General features: G+C 61.4%; 22 protein-coding genes. 1 reads left to right on the top strand and 21 read right to left on the bottom strand.

Features of this window, described 5'->3' with window-relative positions; genetic code table 11:
* Positions 1-8 precede the first annotated feature (8 nt).
* The 20 genes from AC2A1F_RS14660 to AC2A1F_RS14565 all read right to left on the bottom strand — a co-directional run bounded on the left by AC2A1F_RS14660 (position 9) and on the right by AC2A1F_RS14565 (position 21179).
* On the bottom strand, positions 9-1604 hold the full coding sequence (locus AC2A1F_RS14660; RefSeq protein ID WP_484209606.1) for a ribonuclease J: 1596 nt from the start codon (positions 1602-1604) through the stop codon (positions 9-11).
* Positions 1605-1657: 53 nt separating this feature from the next.
* Positions 1658-2440 (bottom strand): type III pantothenate kinase, encoded by a 783-nt coding sequence (locus AC2A1F_RS14655; protein WP_484209497.1) that lies wholly within the window; start codon positions 2438-2440, stop codon positions 1658-1660.
* Positions 2424-3155, bottom strand: a complete 732-nt coding sequence (locus tag AC2A1F_RS14650) for a biotin--[acetyl-CoA-carboxylase] ligase (RefSeq protein WP_484209496.1) — start codon at positions 3153-3155, stop codon at positions 2424-2426. The genes AC2A1F_RS14655 and AC2A1F_RS14650 overlap by 17 nt, the downstream gene beginning before the upstream one ends.
* Before the next feature lie 4 nt (positions 3156-3159).
* Positions 3160-4623 (bottom strand): NADH-quinone oxidoreductase subunit NuoN, encoded by a 1464-nt coding sequence (nuoN, locus tag AC2A1F_RS14645; protein WP_484209495.1) that lies wholly within the window; start codon positions 4621-4623, stop codon positions 3160-3162.
* Complete coding sequence (locus AC2A1F_RS14640; protein ID WP_484209494.1) at positions 4623-6170, bottom strand: NADH-quinone oxidoreductase subunit M; 1548 nt, start codon at positions 6168-6170, stop codon at positions 4623-4625. The genes nuoN and AC2A1F_RS14640 overlap by 1 nt, the downstream gene beginning before the upstream one ends.
* Complete coding sequence (gene nuoL / locus AC2A1F_RS14635; protein ID WP_484209493.1) at positions 6167-8212, bottom strand: NADH-quinone oxidoreductase subunit L; 2046 nt, start codon at positions 8210-8212, stop codon at positions 6167-6169. The genes AC2A1F_RS14640 and nuoL overlap by 4 nt, the downstream gene beginning before the upstream one ends.
* Before the next feature lie 9 nt (positions 8213-8221).
* The gene (gene nuoK, locus AC2A1F_RS14630) at positions 8222-8527 is read right to left on the bottom strand and encodes an NADH-quinone oxidoreductase subunit NuoK (protein ID WP_231469318.1); all 306 of its coding nucleotides are present in this window, start codon (positions 8525-8527) and stop codon (positions 8222-8224) included.
* A 124-nt stretch (positions 8528-8651) separates the two neighbouring features.
* Positions 8652-9269, bottom strand: a complete 618-nt coding sequence (locus AC2A1F_RS14625; protein ID WP_484209492.1) for an NADH-quinone oxidoreductase subunit J — start codon at positions 9267-9269, stop codon at positions 8652-8654.
* Positions 9270-9295: 26 nt separating this feature from the next.
* Complete coding sequence (nuoI, locus tag AC2A1F_RS14620; RefSeq protein WP_484209491.1) at positions 9296-9781, bottom strand: NADH-quinone oxidoreductase subunit NuoI; 486 nt, start codon at positions 9779-9781, stop codon at positions 9296-9298.
* On the bottom strand, positions 9778-10824 hold the full coding sequence (nuoH, locus tag AC2A1F_RS14615; protein ID WP_484209490.1) for an NADH-quinone oxidoreductase subunit NuoH: 1047 nt from the start codon (positions 10822-10824) through the stop codon (positions 9778-9780). Before nuoH ends, nuoI begins: the two co-directional genes overlap by 4 nt.
* Before the next feature lie 118 nt (positions 10825-10942).
* Positions 10943-12952 carry an NADH-quinone oxidoreductase subunit NuoG gene (gene nuoG, locus AC2A1F_RS14610; protein WP_484209489.1) on the bottom strand — a complete coding sequence of 670 codons (2010 nt, stop codon included), beginning with the start codon at positions 12950-12952 and terminating at the stop codon, positions 10943-10945.
* A 141-nt stretch (positions 12953-13093) separates the two neighbouring features.
* Positions 13094-14380 (bottom strand): NADH-quinone oxidoreductase subunit NuoF, encoded by a 1287-nt coding sequence (gene nuoF, locus AC2A1F_RS14605; RefSeq protein WP_484209488.1) that lies wholly within the window; start codon positions 14378-14380, stop codon positions 13094-13096.
* A 104-nt stretch (positions 14381-14484) separates the two neighbouring features.
* A complete protein-coding gene (locus AC2A1F_RS14600) occupies positions 14485-15153 on the bottom strand; it encodes a complex I 24 kDa subunit family protein (RefSeq protein ID WP_484209487.1) in 669 nt (222 codons plus the stop codon).
* Complete coding sequence (locus tag AC2A1F_RS14595) at positions 15153-15503, bottom strand: nuclear transport factor 2 family protein (protein ID WP_484209486.1); 351 nt, start codon at positions 15501-15503, stop codon at positions 15153-15155. Before AC2A1F_RS14595 ends, AC2A1F_RS14600 begins: the two co-directional genes overlap by 1 nt.
* Complete coding sequence (locus AC2A1F_RS14590; RefSeq protein ID WP_484209485.1) at positions 15500-16711, bottom strand: NADH-quinone oxidoreductase subunit D; 1212 nt, start codon at positions 16709-16711, stop codon at positions 15500-15502. Before AC2A1F_RS14590 ends, AC2A1F_RS14595 begins: the two co-directional genes overlap by 4 nt.
* Entirely contained in the window at positions 16708-17505 is a 798-nt protein-coding gene (locus AC2A1F_RS14585) for an NADH-quinone oxidoreductase subunit C (protein ID WP_484209484.1), read from the bottom strand. The genes AC2A1F_RS14590 and AC2A1F_RS14585 overlap by 4 nt, the downstream gene beginning before the upstream one ends.
* A 103-nt stretch (positions 17506-17608) precedes the next feature.
* Positions 17609-18175, bottom strand: coding sequence for a NuoB/complex I 20 kDa subunit family protein (locus AC2A1F_RS14580; RefSeq protein WP_484209483.1), 567 nt, complete (start codon positions 18173-18175; stop codon positions 17609-17611).
* A complete protein-coding gene (locus AC2A1F_RS14575) occupies positions 18172-18546 on the bottom strand; it encodes an NADH-quinone oxidoreductase subunit A (RefSeq protein WP_292631812.1) in 375 nt (124 codons plus the stop codon). The genes AC2A1F_RS14580 and AC2A1F_RS14575 overlap by 4 nt, the downstream gene beginning before the upstream one ends.
* Before the next feature lie 417 nt (positions 18547-18963).
* On the bottom strand, positions 18964-20397 hold the full coding sequence (locus AC2A1F_RS14570; RefSeq protein WP_484209605.1) for a coniferyl aldehyde dehydrogenase: 1434 nt from the start codon (positions 20395-20397) through the stop codon (positions 18964-18966).
* Between the two features lie 20 nt (positions 20398-20417).
* A complete protein-coding gene (locus tag AC2A1F_RS14565) occupies positions 20418-21179 on the bottom strand; it encodes a prepilin peptidase (RefSeq protein ID WP_484209482.1) in 762 nt (253 codons plus the stop codon).
* A gap of 168 nt (positions 21180-21347) precedes the next feature.
* Between AC2A1F_RS14565 and AC2A1F_RS14560 the strand changes: the two genes are divergently transcribed.
* The gene (locus tag AC2A1F_RS14560; RefSeq protein ID WP_484209481.1) at positions 21348-22544 is read left to right on the top strand and encodes an acetyl-CoA C-acyltransferase; all 1197 of its coding nucleotides are present in this window, start codon (positions 21348-21350) and stop codon (positions 22542-22544) included.
* A 39-nt stretch (positions 22545-22583) separates the two neighbouring features.
* On the opposite strand, the gene AC2A1F_RS14555 is transcribed toward AC2A1F_RS14560, so the two are convergent.
* The gene (locus AC2A1F_RS14555) at positions 22584-23051 is read right to left on the bottom strand and encodes an SH3 domain-containing protein (protein WP_484209480.1); all 468 of its coding nucleotides are present in this window, start codon (positions 23049-23051) and stop codon (positions 22584-22586) included.
* Position 23052: the final 1 nt, after the last annotated feature.

Genomic DNA, 23052 nt, shown 5'->3' with positions numbered 1-23052 from the left:
CTGCCGTCTCAGCTTTCCCGCAGCATGACCTGCACGACCGGCTTCTTGCCCGACCAGCGCTGCCCGGTGCGCCGCACGGAAAGCCGCACGGCTTCGGCCACAGCCACCCGGTCACGCTTGCGATCCCCCTTCAGATTGCGCAGCGTTTCGGCCACTTCGACTTTGGCCTCGGCCACGAAGGCTTCCATGTCCTCGTCCAGCGGGATGCCGATTGCGGCAATCTCCACTTCCGATGCCAGCATACCATCGCGCCGCACCGCCAGCGCTGCGGTGATCAGCCCGTTCTGCGAAAGCTTGCGCCGCGCCACCACGCCTTCGCCATCGGCAGGCGCAATGATATCGCCATCCAGCACGAGCCGCCCGGCACGCTCTTCCGAAAGCTTCTTCGGGCCATTGGGCGCAAGGCGGATCAGATCGCCGTTCTTCTGCAGGATCGCCTTGGGAATACCCTCATCCAGCCCCAGTTGCGCCTGCTCGGACATATGGCGGATTTCGCCATGTACCGGCACCAGAATTTCCGGCCTGATCCAGTCATAGAGTGCCACCAGTTCGGGCCGCCCCGGATGCCCGGACACGTGGATCATCGATTGCTTGTCGGTGACCAACTTCACGCCTTTGTCCACCAACGAATTCTGAATACGTCCGATGGCCAGTTCGTTGCCCGGAATCTGGCGGCTGGAAAACAGCACAACATCGCCGCGCTCAAGCCGGATCGGATGCTGCTCTCCGGCGATGCGCGCCAAGGCCGCGCGCGGCTCGCCCTGCCCACCCGTGGCAAGCACCAGCAGTTCGCCGCGCGGAATGTCCATCGCATCGTCCATGTGGACCAGTTCGGGGAAGCCCTTCAGATAGCCGCACGATTTGGCCACGCGGATGATCCGGTCGAGCGAACGCCCTGCCACACACAGCCGCCGCCCGGTTGCATCGGCCACTTCGCCCAGCGTCTGCAGCCGCGCCACGTTGGAGGCAAAGGTAGTAACGACCACCCGCCGCCCCTTCTGCGCAGCCACCGCTTCCATCAACCCGGCCCGCACTTCGCCTTCGGACCCCGAAGGCTTCGGATTGAACACATTTGTGGAATCGCACACGAGCGCCAGGATGCCTTCGTCGCCAATCGCGGTCAGCTCTTCCTCGGTCGCGGGCGTGCCGATGCGCGGCTCGTCGTCCAGCTTCCAGTCGCCGGTGTGGAAAATTTTGCCATGCGGCGTATCGATCAGCAGCGCGTTGCCCTCGGCAATCGAGTGCGCCAGCGGCACATAGCGGATGCCGAACGGTCCCAGTTCGAACCGGTCCAGATGATCGATGACGTTGAGTTCGATCTCCTTCTCGATCCCCGCCTCAACCAGCTTTTCATGCACCAGCTTGGCGGTAAACGGCGTGGCGTAGAGCGGCACGCCCAGATCCTGCGCGAAGTACGGCACGGCGCCAATATGATCCTCGTGCGCGTGCGTCAGCACCACGCCCACCAGATCATCAAGCCGCTGTTCGATGAAATCCAGATCGGCGAACACGAGGTCGATGCCGGGGTAGTGCGGGTCGGCAAAGGTCATGCCGAGATCCACCATCAACCACTTGCCGTCACAGCAATAGAGATTGACGTTCATCCCGATTTCGCCCGATCCACCGAGCGCGATAAACAGTAGTTCTTTAGGTGATTTCACGAATTTGCTACCCGGTCTGCTAGAATTGCGAGGCCATCGAGCGTCAGATCGGTGTCCACATGGTCAAAAATATCGGTATGGTCGCCAAACAGCACGGCCAACCCACCAGTAGCAACAACTTTGGCAGGACGGCCAATCTCCGCGCGCATCCGCGCAATCAGGCCTTCCATCATGGCCACATAGCCCCAGAACACGCCGATGTGCATCTGGTCCTCGGTATTGCGCCCGATTACGCTTTTGCTGTTCGTGGGCGCTTCGATGGCGATGCGCGGCAGCTTGGCCGCGGCATTGACCAGCGCATCCAAGGACAGGTTGATTCCCGGCGCAATGATCCCGCCCTTATAGGCCCCGTTGAAATCGATCGCGTCAAACGTGGTCGCCGTGCCGAAATCGACCACGATCAGATCACCGGGATAGCGGGCATGCGCCGCAATCGCATTGACCGCACGGTCAGCGCCCAGTGAGCGCGGGTCATCGATGTCGGCTTCGAAACCCCATTCGACCGGGGCCTGCCCCGCAATCAGCGGGTCCAGCTTGAAATACTTCTGCGACAGAACCGTCAGATTGTGCAGCGCACGCGGCACAACGGTAGAGATCAGGATCTGCTCGACCGACTTGGGATCGAAGCCCTGCAACTGCATCAATTGCAGCAGCCACACCGCATATTCGTCCGCCGTGCGGCGCGGATCGGTCGCCACGCGCCAGCGCGATTTGATCGCGCGGCCCTGAAACAGGGCGAAGACGATGTTGGTATTGCCGACATCAACCGCCAGAAGCATGAGAACCCACCATATCTATGTCGCCAGCGTGGATGGCACGGACTGCGCCATCCGCCAAGCGCAGAAGGGCAACGCCATCGTCATCAATACCCGCAAACGCGCCGATGATCGTGCCCTGCTCCCGATCCTTGACCGAAACCAGTGTCCCTGTGGGCAAGGCCCGCGCCACCCATTGCTGGCGAAGCAGCGGCCATTCGCCATAGTGCCACCGATCTACCGCATCACGAAACCGCGCAGCAAGCTCAGCGGCAAAAGCATTTCGTTCCACGGAAAAGCCCAGAGCAGCAAGGCAAGCCGTAGCACGATCCGCCACTTCCGGTGCCTGCGCAAGGTTCACACCAATGCCCACAACCACGGCCTCACCCTGCCGTTCCAGCAGGATACCCGCCAGCTTGGCCTCTCCCACCAGCAGATCATTCGGCCATTTCAGCCGCAAATCCTGCAACTGCGGGGCCAGCGCCATCACGCTTTCATGCGCAGCAAGCCCCGCCACCAATGCGAGCGTCTGCGGCAAAGTATCTTGGGCGCGCAGACGCACCACAGTCGACCCCATGAAATTGCCATAACCGTCCGACCAGATGCGCCCCGCTCGTCCGCGCCCCGCGCTTTGACGGTCGGCGACCAGCCAGTGGCCCTCAGGCACATGCTCCCCCCCGCCAAGGCGCGCCAGCAGCGCGCCATTGGTAGAAGGGATTTCCGCCTGCGTTTCGATCAACAGCTCAACCGACCGGGAACAGCGCAGCGGCGGCATAGTCCGCCAAAGTGCCCAGGCACTTGGTGCCAAAATAGCCGAGCGGCGATATGGCCAAGGAGGAAAGCACTAGCAGCACGGTGTGCGACATTTCGCCCTTGCCCTTCACCACATCAGCCGCCTCGTCAAAATACATGACCTTCACGACCTTGAGGTAATAGAACGCGCCGATCACCGAAGCCGCGATGCCGATGGCCGCCAGCGCGATCATGTCTGCCTGAACGGCTGCTTGGAACACCACGAACTTGCCCCAGAAGCCGAACAGCGGCGGAATGCCCGCAAGGCTGAACATGACCGAGGCCATCGCCAACGCAATCCACGGACGCGTCTTGGAAAGCCCCGCCAGATCCGAAATCGCCTCAACCTGCTCGCCATTTTCATCGCGGAGCAGCAGCACGGCCACAAAGCCCGCCACCGACATCGCCACATAGATCGCGATATAGACCAGCATCGCCGAGGCCCCTGCACGGGTCGCCGTGGCAAGGCCGATCAGGATGAAGCCGACGTTGTTGATCGATGAGTAGGCCATCAGGCGCTTGATGTTGTTCTGGCCAATTGCGCCCAGCGCACCGATCACGATCGACAGCAGCGACATGAAGATCACAACCTGCTGCCACGCCTGCGTCTGGTTCCCAAACGCCTCGAACGCCACGCGCATCAGCAGGCCGAGCGCCGATACTTTCGACGCCGTAGCAAAGAACGTGGTCACCGGCGTCGGCGCGCCTTCATAAACGTCGGGCGTCCACATGTGGAACGGCGCGGCGCTGATCTTGAAGGCAAGCCCTGCCAACATGAAGATCAGGCCAAAGGTCGCCCCCATTGGCAGTCCGCCCGAAAGCGCCGCGTTGATCCCGGCAAAGCTGGTGGTGCCGGTAAAGCCATAGGTCAGGCTCATGCCGAACAGCAGGATGCCCGATGCCAGCGAACCGAGCACAAAGTACTTGAGGCCCGATTCCGCCGAACGCTCGTTATTGCGCAGCGATGATGCCAGCACATAGGAGGCAAGGCTGTTCAATTCCAGACCGATGTAGAGCGCCAGCAGATCACCTGCCGAGACCATCATGCCCATGCCGAGCGAGGCAAACAGCACGAGCAGCGGGAATTCCGCGCGCATCGCCTTGGCCTTGTCGAAGAACGGCTGCGCGATGATCAGCGTCACGCCCGCGCTGGCATAGATCAGCAGCTTGGCAAAGGCTGCGAAGGCATCGGCCCGGTGCTGCCCGCCAAAGGCCGAACCCTCAGCCCCCATCGCCTGTCCCCACAGCGTCGGCGCTGTCAGGAACGCACATGCCGTCAGCACGGCCACGGCTGCAATCGAGATCAGGCGCGATGCCTTGTCGCCACCCCAGGCAGCCACCATCAGCAGCACAAGGCCCGATACGGACAGCAGAATTTCAGGCGCAGTCAGCGCCAGCGAACGGGCGAAGTCCATCAGTGTGTCTCCCCGTGCGCGGCTTCATGTTTGATAGCCATCGACTTTCCAGAAGTTCCTTGGCCAGCAGTCGGTTGGGCATCGCCCTTGGGCTTGGCCTGTGCAAGGCGCGCGTCAAGCGCGGCAATGTCCTTGCGCATCGGAGCGATGAAGCTTTCGGGGTATACCCCCATCCACAGTACCACGGCAGCCAGCGGGATCATCATCGCCCACTCGCGCTTGTCGAGATCGGGCATCGCAGCAGCGTCGGCGTTCTTCTGCTCGCCATAGGCCACGCGGCGATAGAGGTAGAGCATATAGGCCGCGCCCAGAATGATCCCGGTGGTGCAGACCAGCGCCACCCAGCTTGAAATCTGGTAAATGCCCAGCAGCGAAAGGAATTCTCCGACGAAACCGCTCGTTCCCGGCAGACCGATGGAGGCCATCGTGAATAGCAGGAAGAACACCGCATAGTATGGCATGTTGATCGACAAGCCGCCGTAACGCGCAATCTCGCGCGTGTGCAGTCGGTCGTAGATCACGCCAACGCTGAGGAACAATGCGCCCGCCACCAAACCGTGGCTGAGCATGATCAGCATCGAACCTTCAAGGCCTTGCTGGTTGAAAGCGAACAAGCCAACCGTAACAATCGCCATGTGCGCGACCGAGGAGTAGGCAATCAACTTCTTCATGTCGGTCTGCACCAGCGCGATCAGCGAGGTGATGACGACAGCCGCCATAGACATGAAGAACACCAGCGGCGCGAACTGCGCAGACGCTTCCGGGAACATCGGCAGCGAGAAGCGAATGAAGCCGTAGCCGCCCATCTTCAGCAACACGCCAGCAAGGATCACCGAACCGCCGGTGGGTGCCTGAACGTGGGCATCGGGCAGCCAGGTGTGGACCGGCCACATCGGCATTTTAACCGCAAAGCTCGCAAAGAAAGCAAGCCACAGCCAGGTCTGCGCCTGCGACGGGAAGTTGTAGGCCATCAGTGTCGGAATGTCGGTCGTGCCTGCCTCGTTCACCATCCAGAACATCGCGATCAGCATCAGCACCGAGCCGAGCAGCGTGTAGAGGAAGAACTTGTAGCTGGCATAGATGCGGTCCGCCCCGCCCCACACGCCGATGATCAGGTACATCGGGATCAGGCCGGCTTCGAACATGATGTAGAACAGGAAGATATCCTGCGCCGCAAACACGCCGATCATCAGCGTTTCCATCGCCAGAAACGCCGCGTAATATTCACCCTCGCGCTTGTCGATCGATGTCCAGCTGGCCCCGATGCAAATCGGCATCAGGAACACGGTCAGCGCAATCAGCAGCAGCGCGATGCCATCAATGCCCAGCTTCCACGAGAAGCCTGCAAACAGCGCGGCGCTTTCGGTAAACTGCCACTGTGCGCCACCGATATCATAATTCGCCCAGAGGATTACCCCGAGAACAAAGTCAATCAGCGTGGCAACCAGCGCAACAGAGCGCGCCTGTTCGCGTGGCATGACAAGGCAGGCCACAGCGCCAAGCAGCGGCACCAGCAGCATGGCCGAGAGGATCGGAAACCCGTTCATTGTGCGATCACCCAGCTGATCGCGCCGACAAGGCCGACTAGCATGACCAGCGCATAGCTATAAAGATACCCCGACTGGAGCTTGACGGCGGCGCGGCTGCCCAGAGCCACGATCGATGCAGCCCCGTTCGGGCCGAACCGGTCAATCACACCCTGATCAACCACCTTCCAGAACACGCGGCCCAGCCACATCGCCGGAACGATGAACACGAAGTGATAGAGCTCGTCGAAATACCACTTGTTCAGCAGGAACTTGTGCAGGAACCCGAACTGCTCAACGAACGCGGCGGGGAAGCGGGTGTTCTTGATATAGGCATACCACGCGATCACCAGACCGGTCAGCATCACGCCAAACGGTGCCCACTTCACCCACGTTGGCACTTCATGCATCGCATGGATCGTGTGTTCGGCAAACACCAGCGATCCCTTCCAGAATTCGCCCGTGCCTTCGCTGATAAACGAATGGTGGAAGACAAAGCCTGCCAGCACTGCGCCGACCGACAGCACGCCCAGCGGAATGAGCATGTTCAGCGGGCTTTCGTGCGGGTGATAGCCTGCCGTGCCGTCGCTGTGCTCGTCGTGATGATGAGCATGGGCGTGGTCATCGTTATGGGCATGGTCGTCATGGCCATGCACGTCATGAACCGCATGCTGGATATGCTCGGACTGCTCCCAGCGCGGCTTGCCGTGGAACGTCAGGAACACCAGACGCCACGAATAGAAACTGGTCAGCAGCGCGGCGAAAATGCCCATGAAGAACGCGAAATAGCCAAGCTCGGTGCCCTTGGCATAGGCAGCTTCAAGGATGGCATCCTTCGAATAGAAGCCTGCAAAGCCGAACACATCGACGACACCGACGCCGGTGATGGCCAGCGTGCCCATCATCATCGCCCAATAGGTCAGCGGGATGCTCTTCCGCAGACCGCCGTAGTACCGCATGTCCTGCTCGTGGTGCATCGCGTGGATCACCGAGCCTGCGCCAAGGAACAGCAGCGCCTTGAAGAACGCGTGCGTGAACAGGTGGAACATCGAGGCGCCATAAGCGCCCACGCCTGCTGCAAAGAACATGTAGCCCAGCTGCGAACAGGTCGAATAGGCGATCACGCGCTTGATATCGGTCTGCGTCGTGCCAACGGTCGCCGCAAAGATGCAGGTCATCGCGCCCACGAAAGTCACCATGGCCAGCGCCGTGGGGCTCACTTCAAACATCGGCGACAGGCGGCAGACCATGAACACACCGGCGGTCACCATCGTCGCGGCATGGATAAGGGCCGAAACCGGGGTCGGGCCTTCCATCGCGTCTGGCAACCAGGTGTGCAGCCCAAGCTGTGCCGATTTGCCCATCGCGCCGATAAACAGCAGGATGCACAGCACGGTCATCGTATCGAACCGGCCACCAAGAAAGCCGATGGTCGATCCGGCCATTCCCGGCGCGGCTTCGAGGATGGCTGGGATCGATACGGTGCCGAATACCAGAAACGTCCCGAAAATGCCCATCATGAAGCCAAGGTCACCCACGCGGTTGACCACGAACGCCTTCATCGCGGCGGCGTTCGCGCTTGGCTTCTTGAACCAGAAACCGATCAGAAGGTACGAGGCAAGGCCAACGCCTTCCCACCCGAAGAACATCTGCACGAGGTTGTCGGCAGTCACCAGCATGAGCATGGCGAAAGTGAACAGCGAGAGATAGGCGAAGAAGCGCGGCTGATCCGGCTCCTCGCTCATGTACCCCCAAGAGTACAGGTGGACGAGCGCCGAGACGCTGGTGATAACAACCAGCATGACCGCGGTCAGCGTGTCGACCCCGAGCGCCCAGTCAAAGTCGAGCGAACCCGACTTGACCCACTGCAGCACCGGCGTGACGCTGGCTTCGGCATGGCCGCCAAGGAACGACAGGAAGATCGGCCATGACAGCGCGCAGGAAATGAACAGTGCCCCGGTCGTAATGACCTTTGCGGGTACGGCGCCCATGCGCTTGTTACCAAGCCCGGCGACGATTGCTGCCAGCAGCGGCAGGAAAACGATAATCAGGATGGAAGACATTGCCCCAACTCAGCCCTTCATCCGGTTGACGTCGTCAACGGCAATCGTGCCGCGACCACGGAAATAGATGACAAGAATAGCGAGGCCAATCGCAGCCTCGCCCGCCGCCACCGTCAGCACGAACATCGCAAATACCTGCCCGACCAGATCGTTCAGAAACGCGCTGAACGCGACGAAGTTGATGTTCACCGACAGCAGGATGAGTTCGATCGCCATCAGAATGATGATCACGTTCTTCCGGTTGAGGAAAATCCCAAGCACGCCCAGCACGAACAGGATCGAGCTGACGACCAGATAGTGTTCAATGCCGATCATTCACTCGACCCCGTGTTTAAACCCAAACCCCGCTCAGGCTGAGCTTGTCGAAGCCCGCACGCGAGTGTTGCGCATCCATCCTTCGACAGGCTCAGGATGAGCGGCTGTGGTGTGAACCCGCTCGTCACAGCACAACTCCCTTGCCGCTTTCCGGCTGCATGTTGATCGTTGCGTCCTGCGGACGACGCGCGTTCTGCTTGGCAACGTTCTGGCCGCGCGTGCCGCTGCGCTCACGGTGCGTCAGCACGATGGCGCCGATCATGGCAACTAGCAGGATGATGCCCGCCGCTTCGAACAGGAACAGGTAGCGCGTGTAAAGCAGCGCACCGATCGCCTGCGTGTTTGACATATCCGCCGCTTGCGTGGCGGTTCCGCTGGCAATGCCCAGCTCAACCCCACCCGCGCCATGCACCACAAGGCCGACAAACAGCTCAACAAACAGCACCACCGCCAGCGCAATGCCCAGCGGGAAGTTCTTCACGAACCCGGCGCGCAGTTCGGCAAAGTCGATGTCGAGCATCATCACCACGAACAGGAACAGCACCGCAACCGCGCCGACATAGACGATGACCAGCAGCATCGCGATGAACTCCGCGCCCACCAGCACCATCAGGCCGGCAGCGTTGAAGAACGCGAGGATCAGCCAGAGCACCGAATGCACTGGATTGCGCGCAAGGATCGTCACCGCACCGCTGAAGATGCAGAGCGTGGCGAACAGATAGAAGGCGAATACCTGGATCATGAGGTTAAATCCATTTGGGGCGGCCCCTAGCGATACGGCGCATCGGCTTCAAGGTTCGCGGCAATCGCCCGCTCCCACTTGTCCCCGTTCGCGAGCAGCTTGGCCTTGTCGTAAAGCAGCTCCTCGCGCGTTTCGGTCGCGTATTCGAAGTTCGGTCCCTCGACGATGGCATCAACCGGGCAGGCTTCTTGACAGAAGCCGCAGAAGATGCACTTGGTCATGTCGATGTCATAGCGCGTGGTGCGGCGGCTGCCGTCGTCACGTGGTTCGGCTTCGATGGTGATCGCCTGCGCCGGACACACCGCCTCGCACAGCTTGCACGCGATGCAGCGCTCCTCGCCGTTGGGATAACGGCGCAGCGCATGTTCACCACGGAAGCGCGGGGAAAGCGGGTTCTTCTCGAACGGGTAGTTGATCGTCGCCTTGGGCTTGAAGAGATACTTCAAGGTCAGCCAATGCGCCTTCAGGAATTCCCAGAGCGTGAAGCTCTTGATGATCTGGGCAACGCTCATGCGAAGTGTCCGGTAGCCATAAGGTAGCCGCTGACGAGAACCACGAACAGCAGCGAGGTGGGCAGGAAGATCTTCCAGCCAAGGCGCATCAGCTGGTCATAGCGATAGCGCGGGACGGTCGCCTTTACCCAGCTGAAGATGAAGAAGAAGAACAGGATCTTGAGCAGAAGCCAGACGAAGCCAGGCACGAGATAGAGCACCGGAATGTCGAGCGGCGGCAGGTAACCGCCCCAGAATAGCACGGCGTTCAGCGCGCACATCAACAGCACGTTGGCATATTCGCCCAGCCAGTAGAGCGCGAAGGCCATCGACGAATATTCGGTCTGGTAACCGGCGACGAGCTCTGATTCCGCCTCGGTAAGGTCAAACGGTGCGCGTGCGGTTTCGGCCATCCCTGAGATCAGGAACATCACCCACATCGGGAAAAGCAGCGGGTTCGCGACGAAGCCGTTGACGATGCCGAACACGTGGCCTTTCTGCGCCTGCACGATGTCATTCAGGTTGAACGACCCCGCCCACAGCACCACACAGATCAGGATGAACCCGATTGAAACTTCATAGGAAATCATCTGCGCCGAAGCGCGCATGGCCGAGAAAAACGGGTACTTCGAGTTCGAAGACCAGCCCGCGATCACCACCCCGTACACGCCCAGCGATGAAATCGCGAGCACGTAGAGCAGGCCAACATTGATATCGGCTAAGATCGCGCCCGAATTGAACGGGATCACCGCCCAGGCCATCAGCGCGACGGTGAACGTGATGATCGGCGCGATCAGGAACAGGCCCTTGTTCGCGGCGGACGGAATGATGGTTTCCTGCAGGAACACCTTCAGACCATCGGCGAACGACTGCAGCAGGCCCAGCGGCCCGACCACGTTCGGCCCCTTGCGCAGCGCCATAGCCGCCCAGATCTTGCGGTCGGCATAAATGATCATGGCCACGCCCAGCATCAGCGGGAACGCGATCAGCAGGATTCCGCAGACGGTGGCAATACCCCAGGCCATCTCATACGAGAGGCCAAGACCCATGAAGAATTCTGTCACAATGCGACCCCTTCATTCGTCATTGCGAGCGGCAAAGCCGCACGGCAATCCAGAGCCGAACAGTGTGGCGCACTGGATTGCTTCGCTACGCTCGCAATGACGAAGGTGTTATTCGTCATCATTCCGCGGCCTCCGCAAAGCTTTCACCGTGGAGCAGTTCCGCCGAACAGCGCTGCAAAGTGGGGCTGGAGCGTGCAATCGCATTGGTCAGGTAGCGATCCTTGATCGGATAGCCCGCAATCACGCCTTCAGCCTTTGCGCCCGAAGGAGCCGCCGGAAGCGCGCCATAATCAGCCAGCCCTTCCACGCCCAGCGCGGGAACCTCCGCAACCATCGCCGCGCGAAGCTGCTCAAAGCTGTCAAAGCCGACCGAAACGCCCAGCGCATCGGCCATCGCGCGCAGGATCGTCCAGTCCTCGCGGGCATCGCCCGGCGCGAACACGGCCTTTTCGGCATACTGCACGCGGCCTTCGGTGTTGACGTAAGTGCCGTCCTTTTCGCTGAACGCAGCGGCAGGCAGGATCACATCGGCAGCGTGTGCCGCCTTGTCACCATGATGGCCGATGTGGACGATCATGCTGTCAGCAAACTTGGTGAAGTCCACCTCGTCTGCGCCCAGCGAAATCACCATCTTCGGCGAAGCAGCAACCAGATCGGCAAGGCCACCCTTCTGCGCATAGCCCAGCATCAGCCCGCCCATGCGGCTTGCGGCCATGTGGACCACGTTGAAGCCGTTCCAGCCCTCACGAACGAGATTGAACTGCTCAGCAAAGGCAAGGCCCGCTTCCAGACCACCCTTAGCCAGCCCAGCCCCGCCCACAATAATCGCCGGACGTTCAGCCTTGCCGAACACGTCTGTTACCGCATCAGGCAGATTGCCCATGACACCGGCATCCTCGCCGATGAACGTGGCAGGATACGTCGGGTCCCACTGCGGGCCGACGATAAAGACCTTCGCGCCCTTCTTCACCGCCTTGCGGATGCGGGTGTTGAGCAGCGGCGCTTCATCGCGGATCATCGACCCGACGATCAGGACCGCATCCGCATCCTCGATCCCGGCCAGCGTCGTGTTGAAGTTCACCGCCGCCATGTTCGACGTATCGTAAGCCAAACCAGTCTGGCGGCCTTCCAGCGACGTGGAACCCAACGCCCCAGCCAGCTTCTTGGCCGCAAACATCGTCTCACAATCCACCAGATCGCCAGCGACAACCGCCACCGACGAACCTGGATTGATCTTCGCCACAGCCGCAAATGCCTCGGCCCACGTGGCCGCAACCAGCTTGCCATCACGGCGCAGCCACGGCTTGTCCAGACGGCGGCGCGTCAGGCCATCGACCATGTAGCGCGCACGGTCAGACAGCCATTCCTCGTTCACGTCGTCGTTCACGCGGGGCAGAGCGCGCAGCACTTCACGGCCACGGCTGTCGAGCCGGATGTTCGATCCGATCGCGTCCGAAACGTCGATCGACAGCGTCTTCTTCAGCTCCCACGGACGCGCTTCAAACGCATAAGGACGCGAAGTCAGTGCGCCGACCGGGCAAAGATCGATCACATTGGCCGAAAGCTCGTGCGCCGCAGCCTTTTCCAGATAAGTGGAAATCTGCATCGTCTCGCCGCGATAAAACGCGCCGATTTCGTCCACGCCCGCCACTTCCTCGCTGAACCGCACGCAGCGAGTACAGTGGATGCAGCGCGTCATCGTCGTCTTGATGAGCGGCCCCATGTACTTTTCGGTCACCGCGCGCTTGCTCTCGTCATAACGAGAAGCACCGCGCCCATAGGCAACCGACTGGTCCTGCAGATCGCACTCGCCGCCCTGATCGCAAATCGGGCAATCGAGCGGGTGGTTGATCAGGAGAAACTCCATCACCCCTTCGCGCGCCTTCTTGACCATCTCGGAATCCGTGCGGATTTCCTGCCCTTCAGTGGCGGGGAGCGCGCACGACGCCTGAGGCTTTGGCGGCCCCGGCTTCACTTCGACCAGACACATGCGGCAATTGCCCGCAATGCTCAGCCGCTCATGATAACAGAAGCGCGGGATTTCCTTACCGGCCAACTCGCACGCCTGCAGGACAGTCGCGCCTGCCGGGACTTCGAGCTCTACGCCATCGACTTTGACTTTAGGCATTCAATAGCCCCTCGAAAAGATCATCGTCGCCCCGGACTTGATCCGGGGCTTGGCTGCCTTTTCCCCCGCTGTGGGGTGACAGGAGGCTGCCAAAGAAAAGCCCAGCCCCGGCGTGCGCCGGGGCGACGGTGGCGATGGTTTTCACTCCGCCGCCTCCCGCACGTTCTCGGCAATCCGGCGTTCGATCTCCGGGCGGAAGTGCTTGATCAGGCCCTGGATCGGCCATGCGGCCGCATCACCCAGCGCGCAGATCGTGTGGCCTTCGACCTGCTTGGTCACGTTGTGAAGCATGTCGATTTCGCTGACGTCGGCATCGCCGGTGCGCAGGCGTTCCATCACGCGCCACATCCAGCCCGTGCCTTCGCGGCAAGGCGTGCACTGGCCGCAGGATTCGTGCTTGTAGAAGTACGACAGGCGGGCAATCGCGCGGACGATGTCGGTGGACTTGTCCATGACGATCACCGCAGCAGTGCCGAGGCCTGAGCCGACCGCTTTGAGGCCGTCGAAGTCCATCGGCGCGTCCCAGATTTCGGACGCGGGCACCAGCGGCACCGACGATCCACCGGGGATCACCGCCAGCAAATTGTCACGCCCGCCGCGAATGCCGCCGCAGTGCTTTTCGATCAGTTCGCTGAACGGGATGCTCATCTCTTCTTCGACCACGCAGGGCCGGTTTACGTGCCCGCTGATCTGGAAGAGCTTGGTGCCCTTGTTGTTTTCACGCCCGAACGAGGAGAACCACGACGCGCCGCGCCGCAGGATCGTTGGCGCAACAGCGATGCTCTCGACGTTGTTCACGGTGGTCGGACAGCCATAGAGGCCTGCGCCCGCCGGGAACGGCGGCTTGAGGCGGGGCTGGCCCTTCTTGCCTTCAAGGCTTTCGATCATCGCGGTTTCTTCACCGCAGATGTAAGCGCCCGCGCCGCGATGGACGAAGACGTCAAAATCGTAGCCTGAACCGCAGGCGTTCTTGCCGATCAGGCCGGCGTCATAGGCTTCTTGCACGGCGGCAAACAGCGTTTCGGCCTCGCGGATATATTCACCGCGAATGTAGATGTAGGCCGCGCGCGCGCGCATCGCATAGCCCGCAACCAGCGCGCCTTCGATCAGCTTGTGCGGATCGTGGCGGATGATTTCGCGGTCCTTGCACGAACCCGGCTCGGATTCGTCGGCATTGATCACCAAGAAGCTGGGACGGCCGTCCTTGCTTTCCTTGGGCATGAACGACCATTTCATGCCGGTAGGGAAGCCCGCACCGCCACGCCCGCGCAGGCCCGACGCCTTCATCTCATCGATGATCGCATCCTGCCCGCGCTCCATCAGCGCCTTGGTATTGTCCCAATCGCCCCGTGCCTGCGCAGCTTTCAGGTTCCACGGCTGGAAGCCGTAGACGTTGGTGAAAATGCGGTCTTTGTCTTGAAGGCTCACAGATCAAACCCTCCCCGTTCGCTTCGAGCGAAGTCGAGAAGCCGCGCGCACAGTGTCTCGACTTCGCTCGACACGAACGGATTTTGTTGCACAAGGTTCATGGCTTACCACTCCCCCCGATAATCGTGATTGGCGTCAACCATCGCCGTCAGGTTGCTGAGCGCGCCCGCCGGTTCAACCGTATGCCGGCCCGGAAGCTGCGTGCCGGTCTTCGGCTGCTTGCCCGCGGCCAGTTCGTCAAGGATGAGTTCCATGTCGGCGGCGGTCAGGTCTTCGTAGTTGTCATCGTTGATCTGGACCATCGGGGCCGAGGCGCAGTTGCCCATGCATTCGACCTCGGTCAGCGTGAACAGACCGTCGGGCGTGGTGTGGCCCTTCTTCAGGCCCTTGCCCTTGCAGGCGGCCATGATGTCGTCCGATCCACGCAGCATGCACGGCGTGGTGCCGCAAACCTGGACGTGAAAGCGGCCAATCGGCGCGATGTTGTACATGGTATAGAACGTCGCCACCTCGACCACGCGGATCACCGGCATGTCGAGGTATTTTGCGACGTATTCCATCACCGGAATCGGCAGCCAGCCTTGCGTGTTCTCTTCCGCGCCAACCTGACGCTGCGCCAGATCGAGCAGCGGCATAACCGCCGAACGCTGACGCCCCGCCGGATAGCGCGCGACAATTACCTTGGCCTGTTCGGCATTTTCGGCAGTCCACGCAAAGCCGCCCCAGCGGGCGCGCAATTCGGGGCTGTCGGGTTCGAAAAAGCGGTCGGCCATTAGCGAATGAACTCCACCCGAGAGCACTTGTCGCCCTCGAAAGAATAGACTGCGATCACGTCGAACGGCTCCACCAGCGCCGAACCATCGGTCGCCGGCCCACGCGTCACATGTTCGCGCATCAACACGTAGTTGCTGATGGCCTGCGCCTCGACGATCTCGGCATGGTTCTGCGGCCAGCGCGCAAATGCAGCGGCGAGTCCCGAGCGCGTGCCCTCCTTGCCCTCACGCACCACATCCCCGCGATAATTCGCCTCGCAGGCGTCGTCGGTCATGTACGAGACGTAGGTATCCACGTCCTGCGCATTGTAGGCGGCGATCATGGACTTGGCTGTTTCGAGATGGCTCACCGGTCACACTCCCCGAACACCACGTCGATGGCGCCGATGATGGCAGTCACGTCGGGCAGCATGTGGCCGACGGACATGAAATCCATCGCCTGGAGGTGCGAGAACGCGGTCGGGCGGATCTTGCAGCGGTACGGCTTGTTGCTGCCGTCCGACACCAGATAGACGCCGAATTCGCCCTTGGGGCTTTCGGTGGCGACATAGACTTCGCCCGCCGGAACGTGGAAGCCTTCGGTGTAGAGCTTGAAGTGATGGATCAGCGCTTCCATCGACTGCTTCATCTCGGCGCGCTTGGGCGGCACGACCTTGCGGTCGGTGCTGGCAATCGGGCCTTCGGGCATTTGCGCAATGCACTGCTGAATGATGCGGGCCGATTGGCGCACTTCTTCCACGCGGACCATGAAACGGTCATAGCAATCGCCGCTGGTGCCGACGGGAACGGCAAAGTCCATGCGGTCGTACACATCGTAAGGCTGGCTCTTGCGCAGATCCCACGCGATGCCCGACCCGCGGATCATCGGGCCCGAGAAGCCCCAGCGCAGCGCATCTTCCTTCGACACCACACCGATATCGACATTGCGCTGCTTGAAGATGCGGTTGTCGACCACGAGGCTCATCGCGTCGTTGAACAGCGGGTGCAGGCGCGTGTCGATCCAGTCAGCGATATCGGCCAAAAGCTTGAGCGGCACGTCCTGATGCACGCCTCCGGGGCGGAACCACGCCGCATGCATGCGCGCCCCGCTCGCGCGTTCGAAGAAGTTGAGGCAGTCCTCGCGCACTTCGAACATCCACAGGTTCGGCGTCATCGCGCCAACGTCCATCACGTGGCTGCCGAGGTTCAGCATGTGATTGCAGATGCGCGTCAGTTCGGCAAATAGCACGCGCAGATACTGCGCCCGCAGCGGAACCTCAATGTTCAGCAGCTTTTCCACGGCCAGCACATAAGTGTGCTCCATCGCCAGCGGCGAGCAGTAGTCCAGCCGGTCGAAGTACGGCAGCGCCTGCAGATAAGTCTTGTGCTCGATCAGCTTTTCAGTGCCGCGATGCAGCAGGCCGACATGCGGATCGATCCGCTCGATGATCTCGCCGTCGAGCTCCATGACCATGCGCAACACGCCGTGCGCCGCCGGGTGCTGTGGCCCGAAGTTGATCGTGTAGTTGCTGATGACTTCATCGCCAGTGGTGGGCGATTGTTCAAGCGAGAGGCTCATGCGCCGTCTCCATCGGTTTTGTCATCCGGGCGGGAATCCGTCGGCGCAGGCGCGGCGGGAGCATCCTTCGCTGAATCTACAGGCGGCGTGGCCTTGGCAGCCTCAGCATTGGCCTTCTCGCCAGCGCCGGTGTCGGAAGGCTTTTCTGTGGTCTTGGGTGTCCCAGTCGCTGAAGACGGCGTTGCCTTCTCATCGCCCGGCAGCACGTAATCCGCACCTTCCCACGGACTCATGAAATCGAACTGCCGCAGATCCTGCGCCAATTGCACCGGCTCATAAACCACGCGCTTGTCCTCTTCGGAATAGCGCAGTTCGACATAGCCGGTCAGCGGGAAGTCCTTGCGGAACGGATGCCCCTGAAAACCGTAGTCGGTCAGAATGCGCCGCAGATCGGGATTGCCCGCAAACAGCACGCCGAACATGTCGTAAACTTCACGCTCATACCAACCGGCGTTGGGCCACAGCGTGGTCACGGTTGGCACCGGAGCAACCTCGTCCGTAGTGGCTTTCACCACGATCCGATGGTTCCGCGTTACCGAAAGCAGGCAGTAGCACACGTCGAAACGTTCTGCCCGCTGCGGGTAATCAACGCCCGCAATATCCATCAACTGCTGGTATTCATGCTCATCGCGCAACAGACGCAGCGCATCCTCAACGCGATCACGCGCCACCGACAGAACGATTTCGCCATGCTCTTCCTTCGAAGCCACGACCATATCGCCCAGCGCAGCAACCAGCGCAGCAAGCACGCCGTCGTTCGATGTCCAGCGCGGAGCGGAGTGGAGAACTGTCATGCGCCGAACCCCATGTTGCTGGCGGGCTTCGACAGGCTCAGCCTGAGCGGAGTCTGATTTGTCGCATACCCAAAGATCCGCTCATCCTGAGCTTGTCGAAGGATCATCGCTCGATAGTCCCCACGCGGCGGATCTTCCGCTGCAACTGCATTACACCATAAAGCAGCGCCTCGGCAGTGGGCGGGCAACCGGGAACATAGATGTCCACCGGCACGATGCGGTCACACCCGCGCACGACGCTATAGCTGTAGTGATAATAGCCGCCACCGTTGGCACATGACCCCATCGAGATCACGTATTTGGGGTCCGACATCTGGTCATAGACCTTGCGCAGCGCCGGGGCCATCTTGTTGCACAGCGTGCCGGCCACGATCATCACGTCCGACTGGCGCGGGGAAGCGCGCGGGGCAACGCCAAAGCGCTCCATGTCATAGCGCGGCATGTTCACGTGGATCATTTCGACCGCACAACAGGCAAGGCCGAAGGTCATCCACCACAGCGATCCGGTACGCGCCCACTGGAACAGGTCCTCGGTGCTGGTAACAAGGAAGCCCTTGTCGCTGACTTCGGCATTAAGGCTTTCAAAAAAGGCCTGATCGGGTGCGGTAACCGCGCCGGCGTTTGCGCCTACGCCAAGATTGACGGGCGAAGAAGTGGCCATGTTGCTCATTCCCAGTCCAGCGCGCCCTTTTTCCAGGCGTAGATAAAGCCGATCACCAGTTCAGCGAGGAAGATCATCATCGTGGTCCACCCGGCCCAGCCCGTCTCACCCAGGCTTACCGCCCAGGGAAACAGGAACGCGGCTTCCAGATCGAAGATGATGAACAGGATCGCCACAAGGTAAAACCGCACGTCGAACTGGCTGCGCGGGTCTTCAAATGCGGGAAACCCGCATTCGTACTCGCTCAGCTTCTCTGCATTCGGATTGTGGGCCCCCGTCAGGCGCGAAATGCCCATCGGGAGAAACACAAATGCCGAAGAAAGTGCCAAGGCGATCCCAAGAAAGATCAGGATCGGCAGGTATTGAGACAGATCGACCAAAGGGCTGACTCGCTTAGCTGCGTTGTTCGCCTGCGCCCTAGTCCCGACAGATCGTTCGCGCAAGTGGTGTGCGCTGCAACCAAGCCGCTATTGACGGCACTTTTCCCCCTTTGGGGTGAATGCGTACCCTCGAACTGGCCATTATAATTCGTATGCCTAACCTACAGTCCCTGCCGCCGTGAGCTCGTTGCCAGGCCTAAGCACAGAACGCATTTCGCGCAGAGGCCGCAAAGATCGCGAAGAAGGGTGAAGCAGCGGCGCTGCCGCCTCAAAAGAACGTGGCGGCTGACCCAAGGTAATTGGGAACAATCGCCTTTGGCCCTTGCACTTCATCTCTGCGATCTCTGTGCCCTCTGCGCGAAACCCCTTTTCACAAGATGCGCAAAACGAGGCTCAACATGATTCAAGGAGCCTAAGCTACTTGATCTGCATCTTCAGCGTGCGCGCCGTCGCCGCGCCATAAGGCGGCATCAGCCCGGCAATCTTCGCAAGCCCAATCTTGGGCTGGCTATAGACCGCCCGCGCATGGCTGAACGAGCGGAACCCTTCGACGCCGTGGTAACTGCCCATGCCCGAAGGTCCGATGCCGCCAAACGGCAGGTCATCGGCCGAGACATGAAAAATAACATCGTTGACCGTCACCCCGCCCGAAATTGTCCGCCCCAGCACCGTCTCGCGCTCGGCGGCATCCTCGCCGAAGTAATAGAGCCCCAACGGACGATCATGCGCATTGATATAGTCGATGGCCTGATCGATCCCGCGATAGGTCTTCACCGGCAGGATCGGTCCGAAAATCTCGTCCTGCATCACTTTCATGTCGTCGTTCACATTGCGCAGGATCGTCAGCGGCATCTTGTTGCCGTTCGATCCTGCAAAATTCTCGTTGCCGGGATTGACGACGATGGCTTCCGCGCCCTTCGCCACGGCATCGTCCACCAGGCCGGTCAGCCGGTCAAAATGGCGGCGATTGATGACCGATGTATAGTCGTCATTGGCCAGCAGTGTCGGATACATCTGCGCCACACTGGCCTGCACCGCACCAATCGCCTGATGCTCCATATCTTCGGGCACCAGCATGTAATCGGGCGCAAGGCAGATTTGCCCCGCATTCATCATCTTGCCCAGCGCGATTCGTTCAGCCGCACGCTCCACATTGGCGCTGCGCCCCATGATCGTCGGGGATTTGCCGCCCAGTTCCAGCGTCACCGGCACCAGATTGTCCGCCGCTGCATGCAGCACATGCTTTCCGATAGACGTCGCCCCGGTGAATAGCAGATGGTCAAACGGCAGCGCGCAGAAATCCTGCCCCGTCTGCGGCCCGCCGAGCACCACGACAACCTCCTCCGGCCCGAAAAACTTTGGAAAAAGCTGCGCCATCAGTTCCGACGTACGCTCGGTAAACTCGCTGGGTTTCAGCATCGCACGGTTTCCGGCGGCAAAAGCCTGCGCCAGCGGCCCCATCGTCAGGCCCACCGGGAAATTCCACGGTGCCACCACTCCAATCACGCCCTTGGGTTCATAACGAACTTCCGCCCTTGCCCCCAGCAGGTTCAGCGGAAAGTTGACATGCCGCTTTTCGGGCTTGCTCCACCGCTTCATCCGCTTCTGCGAATAGCGGATCAGGCTGATGGCGGGCATCACGTCGGTCAGCATCGATTGTTCGTGGCTGCGGTGGCCAAAGTCGGCGCTCATTGCGCGGGCAAATTCCTCACCATGGTCCAGCAGCATCCGCGCGCAGCTCTCAAGCCGGTCATGGCGGACAGACAGCGCTTCCGGGCGGGCCGCCGTAAACGCCTCCCGCTGCAGGTTCAGCGCGGTCAACATCTCGTCGCGCCCGGTTTCCTTGAACATCGCTCGCTCCCCCGAATCGTTCATCCCAGCCCTTGCAGCAAGAAGATCGGCCATGCCGTAGCGGCAAGACAGGTCCCCAGCGGCAGCGCCGTTTCGGCGTCGACCTTACGCTTGCTGACAAGCATGACAATAGCCGCAATGATGCCAAGAATGCTGGCCCCCAGCATCACCTCAACCACGCCAAGCGAGCCCACCCAGATGCCGATTGCACCCAGCAAGGGCGGGTCGCCCGCGCCCATGCCTTCGCGCCCCCGCGCCTTCAAGTAGACCCGGGCTATCAGCCAGAGCATGCCAAAGCCCAGCAGCCCCCCCAACGCTGCGCTGATAAGACCTGCGATGTCCCGCACGGACCAGAATTGCGCCAACACTACCAACACGCCCGTTGCCGCCAGCCAAGCGGTCAGGCTGCGCGGCAACCACAAGTGCTTCAGATCGAGCAGCGCCAACAACAGCAATTGCCAGCCCAGCACCATCGCGGCCAGAACCAGCCCCTCGCGCGCAAACAGCACTGCCCCTGCACCAATGGCTGCGCCGCCCAGTTCGCACAGCAGTTGCTCTGCCCCGATGCTGGCCCCACAGGCACGGCACTTGCCCCTTTGCACGGCCCAGGAAAGCAGCGGCACAAGTTCGATCACCGTCAGCGCCTTGGCACAGCCATCGCAGGCTGACCGCCCGTGCACCACCGACCGGCCTTCGGGCATTCGGGACAGGACCGCGCCCAGAAAACTGCCGATCACCGCCCCCAAAACCGCCGCGCCTGTCACCAGTACGCTCGTTGGCAAGCCTGTGATCAGGGTTGGGGCAACAGCTGCAGCGTCAACCATGGTTCAGACCAAAGCCCCATTTGCGTTCGCTGCACTGCAGCACTATGTAGCGACCCTGAACCCAAGGGTGCCCGGTAAGACAATCAGCACCCGTACGCCAAACCCAGCACAAGGGGCCGAAAAGCCATGGCACAATTCTCGTCTGCCGATCCTGTCGTGATCCTGTCCTATGCCCGCACGCCGATGGGCGCAATGCAGGGCGCGCTTGCCGATGTCGCTGCAACCGATCTGGGCGCAACTGCGGTCAAGGCTGCGGTTGAGCGGGCTGGCGTTTCGGCAGACAGCATTGAACGCATCTATATGGGCTGCGTCCTGCCCGCTGGCCTAGGGCAAGCCCCGGCCCGACAGGCTGCGATCAAGGCTGGCCTGCCCAAATCGGTTCAGGCCACCACGGTCAACAAGGTCTGCGGCTCGGGCATGCAGACGATCATCATGGGCGCAGAAGCGCTCGCCTCGGGCAGCGTCGATGTGATCGTCGCAGGCGGCATGGAATCGATGACCAACGCCCCTTACCTGCTGAAGAAGCACCGCTCGGGCGCGCGCATCGGCCATGACACGGCTTATGACCACATGTTCCTCGATGGCCTCGAAGATGCCTACGAAGCAGGCCGCGCGATGGGCACTTTCGCGCAGGATACCGCCAACGCCTATCAGCTGACGCGCGAACAGCAGGACACCTACACCGTCGAATCGCTGCGCCGTGCGCAGGCCGCCGTGGCCGATGGCACCTTCAAGGATGAAATCGCCCCCGTCACGGTCAAGACTCGCGCTGGCGAAGTCGTGGTCGATACCGATGAAGCCCCTGGCAAGGGCCGCCCGGACAAGATCCCCTCGCTGAAGCCCGCCTTCGCCAAGGACGGCACGATCACCGCCGCCACCTCCTCGTCCATCTCCGATGGCGCTGCCGCCGTGGTCCTCGCGCGTGAAAGCGTGGCCAAGGCCGCTGGCCTGACACCCGTTGCCAAGATCGTTGCGCTGGCCGCCCACGCACAAGAGCCAAAGGATTTCACCACCGCCCCGGTCGGTGCGATCCAGAAGGTTCTGGAAAAGGCTGGCTGGTCGATCGCCGATGTCGATCTGTTCGAAGTCAACGAAGCCTTCGCCTGCGTCGCCATGTTCGCGATGCATGACCTTGGTATCCCGCACGAAAAGATCAACGTAAACGGCGGCGCCACCGCGCTCGGCCACCCCATCGGCGCCTCGGGCACCCGCATCGTCACCACGCTGCTGGCCGCCCTCAAGAAGCACGGCAAGACCAAAGGCGTCGCCAGCCTCTGCATCGGCGGCGGCGAAGCCACCGCGCTGGCTGTAGAGCTGGTTTGATCAGGAAAGCCCCGGCCTGCCAAGGGCCGGGGCTATCACTCAGGGCTGCCCACCACCCCACACGCTGCTGGCCCTGATAAAGCCCTTGCGCCCAGCCACATCAAACTCGCACCAGCCGTCATCGCATTTTTCCAGCTTGCCGATCACGCCCGGCGCAACGCGCCACAGAATGCGCCCGCTGCCGTCCTTGTTCTCGCGCAGGCCGGTGATGCTGCCTTTGACGATCCCCGCCCGTGCGCGCGTCAAGAACTGCGACAGGATCCAACCCCGCGCACCGTCCGGGTCCTCGACCAGACGCCAACTGCCCATCACCCGCAGCACTTTCAGCGGCACGCCCTTGCGGGTGTAGGTCCAGCTGATCCGATACTCGCGCCCCGGCCCCACCCGCATATTGGCGGTGTACTTGGCGGTTGAGACCCAATAAGGCACGCCCTCGTCCGCGCCCTGCCCCCATGCCGGGGCAGGCGCGCACGCGATGGCAAGAATAATGGCAATCCGCTTGATCATC

The organism is Novosphingobium sp. HNCC26BN242, from assembly GCF_057180525.1.
This window is presented reverse-complemented; position numbering and strand designations above follow the sequence as displayed.